Source organism: Streptomyces sp. NPDC104371, from assembly GCF_055583785.1.
Genome location: NZ_JBVJNF010000001.1, coordinates 632982 through 645685 on the forward strand (window position 1 = coordinate 632982; position 12704 = coordinate 645685).

Sequence of the window (12704 nt, forward strand, 5' to 3'; positions counted from 1 at the left end):
TGTCTTGCCAAACGCCTTACAGCGCTTCGCCGACTGTGCAACAGTCTTAGCGGCCCTTCCGTCAGCCGGTCTTCGTGAACCGTTCTCGTATCGGAGTGCGTCATGCCGCCCCATCTGTCCGCGGATCGCTCATCCGTCCGCCCGCCGCAGCGCGGCGCGGTCGATGCGCTCATCTCGCAGACGCGGCGGCTGCGCGACGAGGTCGACGCGGTACGGCGCGAGGCGCTGACGGACGGATCGGAGCCGGCGGCCCGCTGGCAGCGCGCCCTGTGCGATCTGACGCTGCATCAACTGAGCGATGTGGACCAGCACTTGGCGCAGTTACGGGACGGCCTGCCCGCCCTCGCCGTCGACCGCACGGCCCCGTCCGAGGGCTCCTCGCCCAGACAGGTCGGCAGCGCGGAGTGGAACCTGCTGACCGACGAGGCGAGTTGGTCCAGGGAGCTGTACCAGATCCTGGGCCGCGCCCCCGCCACCCCCGCGCTCACCCTCGACGAACTCCCCGCCCTGGCACACGAGGACGACCGCCCGCTGCTGGCGGCCATGGTCACGGACTGCCTGGTCGACGGCAAGCCCATAGACGGGGAGTTCCGGATCCTGCGCCCCGACGGCGGGACACGCACCGTCCATATGACCGGTGAACCCGTACTCGACGCCGACGGCACCACCACCTCGATGTGGGCCGTCCTGCGGGATGTCAGCGAACTGCGCCGCCGACGCCGGACCGTACACATGTCCCATGACGCGCTGCAACGCCAGCGGCATCGGGCCCAGGCCGAGCATCAAGCGGCCGTCGCGTTACGGGAGGCCGTACTGCCGCCCTGGCGTGACTCCCTGCGACTGCCCCGCCAGGGCAGCGGAGCGCTCGACCTGGCGGCCCGCCATCTGCCCTCCTCCTCCCTGAGCACGGCGATCGGCGACTGGTACGACGCACTCGAACTGCCGGACGCGGATGTGCTGTTCGCCGTCGGTGACCTCACCGGGCGCGGTGTGTCCGTCACTTCGAGCATGGCGACACTCATCGGCGCCCTGCGCGGCATGGCCGTGGCGGGCACCGAACCCGGTCAACTGATGTCTCTGCTCAACCAGTTACTGAACACCTCCGTCCAGTCGTCCCTGGGCAGCACCGCCTGTTGCCGCTACCGCCCTGACACCCACACCCTGACCTGGGCCCAGGCAGGACACCCCGCCCCACTGCTGTTCCGCGGCGGGACGGGGCGCGTGCTGACACCACCGGAGGGCGTCCTGCTCGGGGCGACCACCAAAGCGGTCTACGGGCAGGCCGAAGAGACCCTGCGGGAAGGCGACCTGCTGCTGCTGCACACCGAGGGGCTCCTCCCGCGCGGCAGCGGCACGGCGGCCGTCCACCGACTGCTCGACCTGGCCCCACGCTTCGGCGCCACCCGCACAGCCCAGGACTGCGTACGGACCGTGGTGGAGGAGTTCGGCGAGAGCGATCGCGAGGACGAGGCCTGCGTACTGATCGCCAGGGTCGTCTCCTGACAGGACGTTGACGGTACGTCAACTCACCAAGGTGCTTTGCCCACTCAGGCCTCCTACGCCTGCACGTTGTTACTTCCTCTCGGCTTCGGCAGGCCCTTGGGCAGCGCCTGTTCGATCTCCTCCCGTAGGTCCTTGATCTTCGGATAGCCGGCGTACTGCGCGGTGAGCCGGTACATCTCGCGCAGCCGATCCCAGGTGCGGTGGGAGGAGTTGGACCCCATCGACGTCAGGGCCAGCCGTGCGTACCGGTCCGCCTGTTCCGGGTCGTCGGCGATGAAGCACGCGGACGCGAGGGAGATGTGGTCGAAGATGTTCGACCGGTCCCGGCCCGGCCCGCGCAGCTCCAGCGCCTCCTTCGCGTGCCGCTGCGCGACGGCGGCCGCGTCCGGCTCGTGTTCGGCGAGCGTGCGGTAGGCCAGCGCCTGCATGCCGTGCAGATCCGCCTCGTCGAACATCTGCATCCAACTCGGCGGCGGCACATCCGCCTTGTCCGAGACGAACAGCTCCTCGGCCTCGCCGAGCATGCGCCGCATGGCCTGCCCCTTGCCCATCGAGGCCTGCGCCCACGCCTCGATGGTGTTGAGCATGGCCTGGGTACGGGGCAGCACCTGGTCGCCGGAGCCGGACCGGGCGAGTTGCATCAGGTCGAGTGCGTCGTCGGGCTTGCCGAGATGCACCATCTGACGGGCGGCGCGGGAGAGCGCCTCCCCGGCGCGGGGGCGGTCGCCGCCCTCACGGGCCGCGTGCGCGGCGATGACGAAGTATTTCTGTGCCGTGGGCTCCAGACCGATGTCGTGCGACATCCAGCCCGCGAGGACGGCGAGGTTGGCGGCGACGCCCCACAGGCGCCGCTGGAGATGGTCGGGGTGTCGGTAGGAGAGCATGCCTCCCACTTCGTTGAGCTGTCCCACGACAGCCTTGCGTTGCAGTCCGCCGCCACGCGTCGCGTCCCAGGCCCGGAACACCTCGACCGAGCGCTCCAGTTCCTCGATCTCCTGCGAGCCGATGGGTGCGGCCTCGTAGCGGTCGAAGCCCACGAGGTCGGCGTGCAGCGGATCGTCGAAGCGGGGAGCGTCGGCCGCGAGGGCCGGGTCGGTGCGCAGCCAGTCGTGCATGGCGCTGCTGAGTGCTGATCCTGCGGCGAGCGCGGCGCCCGCGCCCACCAAGCCGCGTCGGTTGAGCATGAGGTCCATTCCCGTGAATTCGGTGAGGACCGCAGCAGTCCGCTCGGGCGCCCAGGGAATGCCGTCGGGGTGCCGGGCACGCCCTTCGTCACGCCGTCTCCCCGGGCGCCCGTGCCGGACCAGACCGAGGTCCTCGATGGTCACGACACGACCGAGTCGCTCGGTGAACAGCGCCGCCAGCACCCGCGGTACGGGATCGCGCGGGATCTCTCCCATGTCGATCCAACGCCGCACCCGTGAGGTGTCGGTCGCCAACTGGGGGTGGCCCATGGCCGCCGCCTGCCGGTTGACCAGCCTCGCGAGTTCGCCCTTGGACCAGCCGGCCAGGCCGAACAGGTCCGAGAGGCGGGTGTTGGGTTGTCCGCTCACGTCAAGCCCCCAGGTTCTCGGCTGAGTTGACAGTAGCCCTCTGTCAGATGCTTCGGGACTATTCGCCAGGGTTCGCCAGGGTGCGCCAGATGGTGTGCCACGGGGCATCGGGTGTCAGGTAGGAAAGCGCCATCCCGACCCGGTCGCCGCAGGGACATTCCCCAGGGTGTGCCTGGGCGGCCGGGGCGGGCGGCGCCGAACTCGCAGGCACACGAAGGGATCTGTCTCGCCTTATGTACGCAGCATCGTCCTCCGTGTCCGCCCCGCCCCGGTCACTGCGCTCCCGTCCGGGCGTCGGCGGCCCCTTACTCGACGCCGCGCGTCCCGCGGCCCCCGTGCTCGGTACCGCGAGGACACGTCGTATGCCGGCGGGCGGCGCCCCGTCGCTCAGCGGGCGGATCGACCTGTCCGGCCCGCAGGGCGCGCAACTGCGGGCCGCCATCATGTCGGTGCACCGCATCTGCCCTGAGTTCGCTCCGGTGCAGGTGCTGCGCCGCAGCGGGCGGTCCGTGCTCATCGTCGGTACGACGGGGCGTGCCACAGCGGTCGCCAAGTGTCTGCTCGACCACTCCCCCATCTGGTCGGAGCGCATGCGGCACGAGATAGCGGCATACCGGGCGTTCGTCCGGCATCGGCCGCCGGTGCGCGTGCCGCGGCTGATCGCGGCGGACCCGGACAGTTGCACACTGGTGATCGAGCGGGCGCCGGGCCGGGTCGCCGCGCTCCAGCGGCATCCGGCGGAGGCACCGCCACGCGGCGACTTCCGGGCGGCGCTGGCCGCGATCTGCCGGTTGAACGCGTGGCGTCCCCCGGCGGGGACGTTCGAGGCGCCGCTGGACTACGCGGAGCGGATCGCGCGCTTCCATGAGCTGGGCATGCTGACCGACCGGGACATGGGTGACCTGCAGAAGCTGCTGCATGACATCGCCTACTCGGCGGGGCGTCAGGGCATGGGCCAGTTCTGCCACGGCGACGCGCTGCTGTCGAACCTCCTGCTGTCACCGGCGGGCCCGGTCCTCGTGGACTGGGAGCACGCGGGCTGGTATCTGCCCGGGTACGACCTGGCGACGCTGTGGGCGGTCCTCGGCAACGCCCCGGCGGCCCGGCGCCAGATCAGCCAGATCGCCCAGTCGGCGGGCCCGGCCTCACGCGACGCGTTCCTGGTGAACCTGATGCTCGTCCTCACCCGCGAGATCCGCAGGTACGAGACGGCGGTACAACGCTCGCTCCAGGACGCACCGTTGGGCACGTCCCAGCCGGGCCCCCTGCCCTCCGGCGAGGAACAGCGCCTCCTGCTACGGCGGTTGCACGACGACTGCCAGATGGCCCGCAGGGCGGTACGAGCGGCGGTGGGCACGCGCTGAGCTGACGGGACAAGGCCCGCGTCCACGGAATCGGCCGGGGGACACATGTCTCCGCTTCGACTCGACCCGTGTCCGTGTGGGTCATTGGTCCACTCCACTGACGCCCCGCAGGCCGCGTCGGCGTCGGTGCGAAACTGGGCTTCGTTGCTGCTGACATGGGAAATCTGCTGTGTCTGGGCGTGATTGACGGATCGTCCGGGAGCCGGTACCACTGACGCACGTTCGGCCCCGCACGTCTCAGAGCGCCCACCGTCCCAGGAGGCTGCATTGCGAGGATCCGCCACCGTCCCCCACCTCACCGCCGGGCGCAGACGCGCTCTCACGGCGGCGGGTGCCGTCGTCTCGGCGGCGTTGTTGCTGCCCGCGCTGATGGGCGCCGCCCCGGCCCCCGAGCGGCACCCCTCGGCCGGGCTGCAGGGTGCCTTCGCCGCCGCGGCGGCCGAGTACCACGTCCCGCAGAGCGTGCTGCTCGGTGTCTCCTACCTCCAGTCCCGCTGGGACGCGCACGCGGGCGCGCCGAGTGTCACCGGCGGCTACGGCCCGATGCACCTCACCGACGCCCGCACCGCGCTCGCCGAGACCCCGCACCACAGCGAGGGCACGGAGGACGCCCGCGGCGACCAGGCCCGCGCCGCGCTGCTGCCCACGACGAAGATCCCCGAGAACTCGCGACTCCCGGCCCGGCTGAAGACGTTGCCGAAGGCCGCCGAGCTGACCGGCATCCCGGCACAGCGGTTGCGTACCGACCCGGCGGCCAACATCGCGGGCGGTGCCGCGCTGCTCGCCGACGCCCAGAAGCACCTCGGCGCGCCGCTGACCGCCGACCCGGCCGAGTGGTACGGGGCGGTGGCGGCGTTCTCCGGCGCGGACGACCGCGCGACGGCGGCCACGTACGCCGACGACGTGTTCCAGGTCATGCGCGAGGGTGAGCGGCGCACCACGGACAAGGGTGACCACGTCGCACTGACCGCTCAGCCCGAACTGACGCCCGACACCGCCCAGTTGAAGCGTGCCGTACTGCGCGCGGCGGGCGCGGCCGGGACCGAGTGCCCGAAGAGTGTGTCCTGTGAGTGGATCCCGGCGCCGTACGAGGAGTTCGGGGACAGCGACTACGGCAACCACGACCTGGGGAACCGGCCCGCGTCGCAGCGGATCAAGTACATCGTGATCCACGACACCGAAGGCGGCTGGGACGGCGTCCTCAATCTCATCAAGGACCCGACCTATGTGTCCTGGAACTACACCCTGCGCTCGACGGACGGGCACATCGCCCAGCACGTCAAGGCGAAGGACGTGTCCTGGCACGCGGGCAACTGGGACGTCAACGCCCGCTCGATCGGCCTCGAGCACGAGGGCTTCCTGGTCGCGCCCGACACCTGGTACACCGAGGCGATGTACCGCTCATCGGCCCGGCTGGTGAAGTACCTCGCCGCGAAGAACGGCATCCCGCTGGACCGGCAGCACATCCTGGGCCACGAGAACGTACCGGGCCCGACGACGTCCTCGATCCCGGGCATGCACACGGACCCGGGCCCGTACTGGGACTGGCGGCACTACTTCGAGCTGCTCGGCAAGCCGTTCCACCCCACGGCGGGTCCCGGCGGCGGTCTGGTGACGATCCTGCCGGACTACGCGAAGAACCGGCCCGAGTACACCGGCTGCACCACGGCCGGGGAGCTGTGCGCGTCGCACGGCTCCAGCGAGGTGCGCCTGTACAGCGCGCCGGACGACACCTCACCGCTGATCAAGGACATCGGGCTGCGGCCCGGGGGCGAGGACTCCACGATCGACGTGAACGACGTGGCCTCGCGGGTCTCCACCGGTCAGCAGTACGCGGTCGCCGACCGCGCCGGGGACTGGACGGCGATCTGGTACCTGGGCCAGAAGGCCTGGTTCAAGAACCCGAAGAAGCAGTCGACGGCGGTGCACGCGTCCGGGCTGGTGGTGACGCCCAAGTCCGGCCGCGCGGACATCCCGGTGTACGGCAGGGCGTACCCGGAGAAGGAGGCGTACCCGGCAGGTGTGCCCGTGCAGTCGGTCTCGCCGCTGTCCTACCGGCTTCCGGCGGGCCAGAAGTACGTCGTCGGTGACGAGCTGGCGGGTGAGTACTACTACTCGGTCACCTTCGACCTGGACTCGCACAAGGTCGTGACCGGCCAGGACCGCTACTACGAGATCCAGTTCGGCCACCGGGTGGCGTTCGTGCGGGCGGCGGACGTGGACGTGGTGCCGTCGGCGTCGTAGCACGCGCGAGACGGGAGGGCCGGGCCGGGACACTCGACGGTCCCGGCCCTCTCGGTACGCCGGGGCGCTCAGCCCTGCTGGAAGAGTTCCGCGGGCAGCGGCTTCAGCAGGACGTACAGGTCGTCGGTGATGGGGCGGTCCCAGGCGGCGATGGTCACCAGGACGTTGTCACTGCGGTCGAACTGGACGCAGGAGATACGGCCCTCGGAGAGCTTGAGGCGGCGCACGATCAGGAGGTTGTCGCCCTGCATCACCGGGATGTCCTCGGTCCCGACGACGGTGACCTCCTCGTCGTTGTCGAGCGCGAGAAGGAGCTGGGCCACCTCGAAGGGGATCTCACCCTCGGCGACCTCACGGGCCGGGGAGCCCTCCGGCAGATTGCCGATGATCATCGCGGGTCCGCGTCCGCCGAACAGGTCGTAGCGCAGGAACACACCCTGGCAACTGCCGTCGGGAGCGGGCAGCAGACCGGCACCGAGGTTGCCCGGCCAGTCCCCCGGATCCATGGCCAGAACATCGAAGTCGGGGCCTGCGGGGGTGGCGCTGCGGCGGCGGAGGAAGGACATGCCGCAATGGTACGTGGCCGAGCGGACAGCGGGACTTGGGGTGGGCCCCGCGCAGAGCCGCTCGACGGCCGCCGAGCGGGACCCTGCGCGCGATCACCCGACGTCTGCCGATCCGCCACCCGTGGTGTCACCCGTCGGTGCGCGCGGGTTCCGTCGTCGGGGGGATCACCGCGATGGGGCTCGCCGCGTGGAGCAGTACGGCCTGGGTCACCGAGCCGATCATGCGGGCGGGTGAGAGGAGGCGGCGGCGGTGACGGCCCACGACGACCAGTTCGGCGTCCTTGGAGGCCGCGACGAGATGGCCCGCGGCGTCGCCGGGCGGTGTCACGAGGTCGACCCGCACCCGCGGGTGCCGCTCCCGGTGCAGGGCGAGGAGGCTCGCGGCCAGGGTCCGGACCTCGCCCTCCACGGCGTCCTCGTCGTCACCCGGGGGAACGAGTTCGCCGGGCGCCGTCCAGATGCGGGCCGGGGGCCACGGGTAGGCGGCGATCACCTGGACCAGGGCGCCGCGGCGGTCCGCCTCCGTGAAGGCGAAGGCGAGGGTCGCGTCGGCGGGGCTGTCGACCTGGAGGCCGACGACGACACGCGGCCCCGGCTCGACAGGCGGGCCCGCGTGCACCTCGCGTCCCGGGCGCGGCACCACGACCACCGGGCACTCGGCGTCGCGCGCGGCGGCCACACCGCTGGAGCCGAGCAGCAGGCTGGCGAAGCCGCCGCGGCCCCGTGAGCCGAGCACCATAAGCTGAGCGGTGCCGCCCAGTTCGGGCAGCACGGCAGCCGCGGCCCCGGCCAGCGACAGGTACTCCATGACGGGGCGGTCGGCGCGCCCTTCCAGCTCGGCCCGTACCTGGTCGAGCACCGGGTCCTCGGCCGGATCCGGCGGACCGGCGACGAGGACGTCGGGCTGCGCCCAGGACGCGTACTGGCGTACATGGACCACGCGCAGCGGCGCCTCGCGCAGCCGTGCGGCGGTCAGGGCCCACTCCAGGGCGCGCAGGCTGTCGTCCGATCCGTCGACGGCCGCGACAACCGGCAGGGTGCTCATGGATTCTCGCCTCCGGCACACACGGTGATCGTTCCGGGGCCAGCCTGACGTACTCGACGGCCCCGGAGCGGGGTCACCGGCCGCGTGTCCGCGAAGGACCATCCCCGCGGGCGCGGGGAGCGGTCGAACCGGTCGCTGTCCCGGTCGCGCGCCCTGCTACGGGCTCACGTCAGGTCGAACTCCCCCTTCCGCGCCCCGGACACGAAGGCGCCCCATTCCGCGGGGGTGAAGATCAAGGAAGGGCTCTCGGGACGGCCACTGTTCCGCATGGCGATGAAGCCCTCGATGAAGGCGATCTCGACATCTCCGAGCCCTCTGCTGCTGGAGTGCCAGTCGGCGTTGCTGAGGTCCAGCTCCGGTTTTGTCCCAGCCGGTGAGCGGCTGCCGCTGGGTGGTGCTCTCGGCCACGTCCGTGCTCCTCCCGATTCGTCGTCCGCGGCCAGCCTAGCGATCGTGTCCGACCGCCGACAGGCCACCACGGAGGGATGCCCGCGGGTCGTGTCCCGGGAACGCCGCGACCAGGAGCCCGATCGGCCGATCACTTGGCGAAGAAGTCGCCCACGCGGGCCGTGAACCCGTCGGGGTCGTCCAGCCACGGGTAGTGGCCGGCACCCTCCTGAACTGCGAACTCGGCGTGCGGGACGGCCTCGGTGACCCGGCGCGCGAGGTCCGGGCGGGGTCCGCCGTCGAGTCCGCCCGCGAGGACGAGGACGGGCGCGGTGAGTCGCGCGAGCGCCGCCCGCGTGGCGGGCGGGTCGTAGGCGCCGTCGGAGCCGTAGACGTCGGCGGCGGCGTCGTTGGTCTGTTCCTCCTCGGCGTCCGCGTGGGCCTGCGCCCGCGCGTCCCAGCGGCCGTAGAAGAAGGGCAGGAAGGCGGGGTCGAAGTCGCCGTGCCCGGTCAGCCATGCCTCGAACGCCGGGAAGGCGTCCGCGAACCAGGGCTCGCCCTCGCGCAGCCGGGCCGCCGCGAGCCGGTCCTCGGCGGTCGCGGGCATGCCGAGGGCCCAGGGCGTGGCGGTGATCAGGGCGAGCCGCGCGATGTGTTGCGGATACCGGGCCGCATAGAGCAGGGCCAGGCTGCCGCCTGCCGAGTGGGCGAGGACGTCCATGCGGTCGAGGCCGAGATGGTCGCGCAGCGCCTCCACGTCGTCGACGAGGCGGTCGCAGCGGTACGTGGCCGGGTCGGCGGGCGAGGCGGAGTCCCCGGTGCCCCGCAGGTCGAGCAGGACGAGCTGCTGCCGGGCGGCCAGCCCGCCCAGGTCCCCGAGATACGCGCCGGCCCGCATGGGCCCGCCGGGCAGGACGACCAGGGGTTCCCCCTCTCCGCGCAGGTGGTAGGCGAGGCGGGTTCCGTCGTACGCGTCGTAAACAGGCATGACGCCGATCCTCGCGAGCGGGACGGCCCGACGGCAACAGGATTGCCCGCGCGGGCAGCCACAGACGCTGTCTGTGGGGAGAATTTCGCGTCGACCTCTTGCCTTGTGCCAGGTTGGCTGGATTACTGATCCCCAACAAGTCGACCGAATGATCGGTCGTCCGAAATCGGTGTGATGGGCGAGTGTGATGGGCGAGGGAGACGTCCCCATGGCGGATACGCGAGACCTGCTGGACGACGGGGAACGACTCGGCGCCGAGGAGCTACGGGCCGTGCAGTTGGAGCGGTTGCGGGCCACACTGCGGCACGCGTACACCCAGGTGCCGTTCTACCGCGACTCCTTCGACAAGGCCGGGGTCCACCCGGACGACTGCCGCACGCTCGCCGATCTGGCCCGGTTCCCCTTCACGGTGAAGGCCGACCTGCGGGACAACTACCCGTACGGGATGTTCGCCGTCCCCCGCGAGCGGATACGGCGGCTCCACGCCTCCAGCGGTACCACCGGACACCCCACGGTCGTCGGCTACACCGAGAACGACCTGTCCATGTGGTCGGACATGGTGGCCCGTTCGATCCGCGCGGCGGGCGGTCGGCCCGGTGACACGGTGCATGTGGCGTACGGCTACGGCCTGTTCACCGGCGGCCTCGGCGCCCACTACGGCGCCGAACGCCTCGGCTGCACCGTGATCCCCGCCTCCGGTGGCATGACGGCCCGTCAGGTACGGCTCATCCAGGACCTGAAGCCCGACATCATCATGGTGACCCCGTCGTACATGCTCACCCTTCTCGACGAGTTCGAGCGCCAGGGCATCGACCCGCGCAGTACCTCCCTGCGCGTGGGGATCTTCGGCGCCGAGCCGTGGACCGGGGAGATGCGGCGCGAGATCGAGGAGCGGTTCGCGATCGACGCGGTCGACATCTACGGCCTCTCGGAGGTCGTCGGTCCGGGCGTGGCGCAGGAGTGCGTGGAGACCAAGGACGGTCTGCATGTGTGGGAGGACCACTTCTACCCCGAGGTCGTCGACCCGATCACCGGCGAGGTACTGCCCGACGGCGAGGAGGGCGAGCTGGTCTTCACCTCCCTGACCAAGGAGGCCATGCCCGTGATCCGCTACCGCACCCGGGATCTGACCCGTCTGCTGCCGGGTACGGCCCGTGTGTTCCGGCGGATGGAGAAGGTCACCGGCCGCAGCGACGACATGGTCATCCTGCGCGGGGTGAACCTCTTCCCCACGCAGATCGAGGAGATCGTGCTGCGCACCCCGGGCGTGGCGCCGCACTTCCAGCTCCGGCTCACGCGTGAGGGCCGGCTCGACTCACTGACGGTGCGGGCCGAGGCGAGGGCGGGTGCCACGCCCGAGCAGCGCGAGGCGGCGGCGCGGGCCATCACCGCGGCCGTGAAGGACGGGATCGGGGTCTCCGTCGGCGTCGAGATCGTCGAACCGGAGTCGCTGGAGCGGTCGGTGGGCAAGATCAGGCGCATCGTGGACCAGCGCCCGCGCTGAGGTCAGTCTCCGTCCCCGGCGAAGCGGTTCCGCAGCTCTCGCTTGAGGATCTTCCCGCTCGCGTTGCGCGGCAGCTCGTCCACGAACAGCACCCGCTTGGGTGCCTTGAAGGGGGCGAGCTTCTCGCGTGCGTGGGCGAGGAGTTCGGCCTCGGTCACCTCGCCGCGCGGGACGACGACCGCGGTGACCGCTTCGATCCAGCGCTCGTCGGGCAGCCCGATCACCGCGGCCTCCCCCACCCGCTCGTGGGTGTAGAGGGCTTCCTCGACCTGACGTGAAGCGACCAGTACGCCACCGGAGTTGATGACGTCCTTGACCCGGTCCACGATGGTGAAGTAGCCGTCGGTGTCCTTGACGGCGAGGTCGCCGGAGTGGAACCAGCCGCCGCGGAAGGCGTCGGCGCTCTCCTCGGGTCTGTCCCAGTATCCGTCGCACAACTGCGGTGAGCGGTAGACGATCTCGCCCCGTTCCCCGTCCGGCACGTCCTCGCCCGACTCGTCGACGAGCCGCGCCTCCACGAACAGCACCGGGCGTCCGCAGGAGTCCATGCGCCCGGTGTGCTCCTTCGGGCCGAGGACCATGGCCAGCGGGCCGATCTCGCTCTGTCCGAAGCAGTTGTAGAAGGCGAGTTCGGGCAGACGTTCCGTCAGGCGTTCCAGGACGGCCACGGGCATGATCGAGGCGCCGTAGTAGGCCTTGCGCAGTCCGCTCAGGTCGCGGGTGGTGAAGTCGGGGCGGCCCGCGAGGCCGATCCACACGGTGGGCGGCGCGAACAGGCTGTCCGCGCGGCCCGTCTCGATCAGGTCGAAGAGCTGGTCCCCGTCCGGCGCGTCCAGGATGGTGTTCTCCGCGCCCACGGCGAGGCAGGGCAGCAGGAAGACATGCATCTGCGCGGAGTGGTAGAGCGGCAGCGAGTGCACCGGCCGGTCGTCCGCGCGCAGATCGAGGGCCGCGATCGCGCTGAGGTACTCGTGCACCAGCGCGCCGTGGGTCATCATCGCGCCCTTGGGCTGGGCGGTCGTACCGGAGGTGTAGAGGAGTTGGACCAGGTCCTCGCCGCGCGGCTCCGCACCGTCGTACGCCTCTGCCGTGGCCAGTCGCGCGAGCAGTGAGTCGTCCGCGTCGCGCAGTGGCAACACCTGTACGCGCTCGGCAAGTTGGCGGGTGAGGTCCGGGTCCGCGAGGACGAGGGAGCAGCCGGACTGCTCGATGATGTAGGCCAAGTCGTCGCCGGTCAGGTTCTGGTTGACCGGTACGTGCACCAACCCGGCGCGGGCGCAGGCCAGGAAGCCGATCAGATACGCGTCGGAGTTGTACCCGAAGGCGCCGACCCGGTCACCGGGGGCGAGACCGGTCTCACGCAGGACGCGCGCGGCGCGGGACACCGCGTCGTCAAGTGCCGCGTAGGTCCAGGTCCGTTCGCGGTAGCGGACCGCGACGCGCTCCGGGGTACGCCGGGCGCTGCGCCGCAGCATGCTGTCGACCGTGACACTTCGTCCCGCCGTCATGCCGTGCTCCTCCGTGAGGTGGGCTCGGTTCGCCCGGACCCT

The 12704-nt window shown here is 71.2% G+C and carries 9 protein-coding genes and 1 pseudogene; 4 read left to right on the top strand and 6 right to left on the bottom strand.

The window, feature by feature from the left end; genetic code table 11:
• Nucleotides 1-102 precede the first annotated feature (102 nt).
• The gene (locus ACZ60T_RS02935) at nt 103-1503 is read left to right on the top strand and encodes a PP2C family protein-serine/threonine phosphatase (protein WP_469663888.1); all 1401 of its coding nucleotides are present in this window, start codon (nt 103-105) and stop codon (nt 1501-1503) included.
• A 53-nt stretch (nt 1504-1556) separates the two neighbouring features.
• On the opposite strand, the gene ACZ60T_RS02940 is transcribed toward ACZ60T_RS02935, so the two are convergent.
• The gene (locus tag ACZ60T_RS02940; RefSeq protein ID WP_365630244.1) at nt 1557-3056 is read right to left on the bottom strand and encodes a DNA-binding protein NsdB; all 1500 of its coding nucleotides are present in this window, start codon (nt 3054-3056) and stop codon (nt 1557-1559) included.
• A 233-nt stretch (nt 3057-3289) separates the two neighbouring features.
• On the opposite strand from ACZ60T_RS02940, the gene ACZ60T_RS02945 reads away from it, so the two are divergent.
• The gene (locus ACZ60T_RS02945; protein WP_365630241.1) at nt 3290-4420 is read left to right on the top strand and encodes an aminoglycoside phosphotransferase family protein; all 1131 of its coding nucleotides are present in this window, start codon (nt 3290-3292) and stop codon (nt 4418-4420) included.
• Nucleotides 4421-4687: 267 nt separating this feature from the next.
• A complete protein-coding gene (locus tag ACZ60T_RS02950; protein WP_469663891.1) occupies nt 4688-6664 on the top strand; it encodes an N-acetylmuramoyl-L-alanine amidase in 1977 nt (658 codons plus the stop codon).
• Between the two features lie 68 nt (nt 6665-6732).
• Here ACZ60T_RS02950 and ACZ60T_RS02955 read toward each other — a convergent pair whose 3' ends face one another.
• From ACZ60T_RS02955 to ACZ60T_RS02970, 4 genes and pseudogenes are all read right to left on the bottom strand, one after another.
• Nucleotides 6733-7230 (bottom strand): hypothetical protein, encoded by a 498-nt coding sequence (locus ACZ60T_RS02955; RefSeq protein WP_365630235.1) that lies wholly within the window; start codon nt 7228-7230, stop codon nt 6733-6735.
• A 127-nt stretch (nt 7231-7357) separates the two neighbouring features.
• The gene (locus ACZ60T_RS02960) at nt 7358-8275 is read right to left on the bottom strand and encodes a universal stress protein (protein WP_469663892.1); all 918 of its coding nucleotides are present in this window, start codon (nt 8273-8275) and stop codon (nt 7358-7360) included.
• Nucleotides 8276-8439: 164 nt separating this feature from the next.
• Nucleotides 8440-8683, bottom strand: a pseudogene (locus tag ACZ60T_RS02965) (DUF397 domain-containing protein).
• A 130-nt stretch (nt 8684-8813) separates the two neighbouring features.
• Entirely contained in the window at nt 8814-9650 is an 837-nt protein-coding gene (locus ACZ60T_RS02970) for an alpha/beta fold hydrolase (RefSeq protein ID WP_469663894.1), read from the bottom strand.
• A gap of 208 nt (nt 9651-9858) precedes the next feature.
• Between ACZ60T_RS02970 and paaK the strand changes: the two genes are divergently transcribed.
• Nucleotides 9859-11154, top strand: coding sequence for a phenylacetate--CoA ligase PaaK (gene paaK / locus ACZ60T_RS02975; RefSeq protein WP_365630222.1), 1296 nt, complete (start codon nt 9859-9861; stop codon nt 11152-11154).
• Between the two features lie 2 nt (nt 11155-11156).
• On the opposite strand, the gene ACZ60T_RS02980 is transcribed toward paaK, so the two are convergent.
• On the bottom strand, nt 11157-12662 hold the full coding sequence (locus ACZ60T_RS02980) for an acyl-CoA synthetase (RefSeq protein WP_469663896.1): 1506 nt from the start codon (nt 12660-12662) through the stop codon (nt 11157-11159).
• Between the last annotated feature and the right edge of the window lie 42 nt (nt 12663-12704).

Excerpts from the sequence above, each read along its gene's own strand:
- ACZ60T_RS02935 (WP_469663888.1), top strand. The coding sequence starts at position 103 with ATGCCGCCCCATCTGTCCGCGGATCGCTCATCCGTCCGCCCGCCGCAG.
- ACZ60T_RS02945 (WP_365630241.1), top strand. The coding sequence starts at position 3,290 with ATGTACGCAGCATCGTCCTCCGTGTCCGCCCCGCCCCGGTCACTGCGC.
- ACZ60T_RS02955 (WP_365630235.1), bottom strand. The coding sequence starts at position 7,230 with ATGTCCTTCCTCCGCCGCCGCAGCGCCACCCCCGCAGGCCCCGACTTC.
- ACZ60T_RS02960 (WP_469663892.1), bottom strand. The coding sequence starts at position 8,275 with ATGAGCACCCTGCCGGTTGTCGCGGCCGTCGACGGATCGGACGACAGC.
- ACZ60T_RS02970 (WP_469663894.1), bottom strand. The coding sequence starts at position 9,650 with ATGCCTGTTTACGACGCGTACGACGGAACCCGCCTCGCCTACCACCTG.
- paaK (WP_365630222.1), top strand. The coding sequence starts at position 9,859 with ATGGCGGATACGCGAGACCTGCTGGACGACGGGGAACGACTCGGCGCC.
- ACZ60T_RS02980 (WP_469663896.1), bottom strand. The coding sequence starts at position 12,662 with ATGACGGCGGGACGAAGTGTCACGGTCGACAGCATGCTGCGGCGCAGC.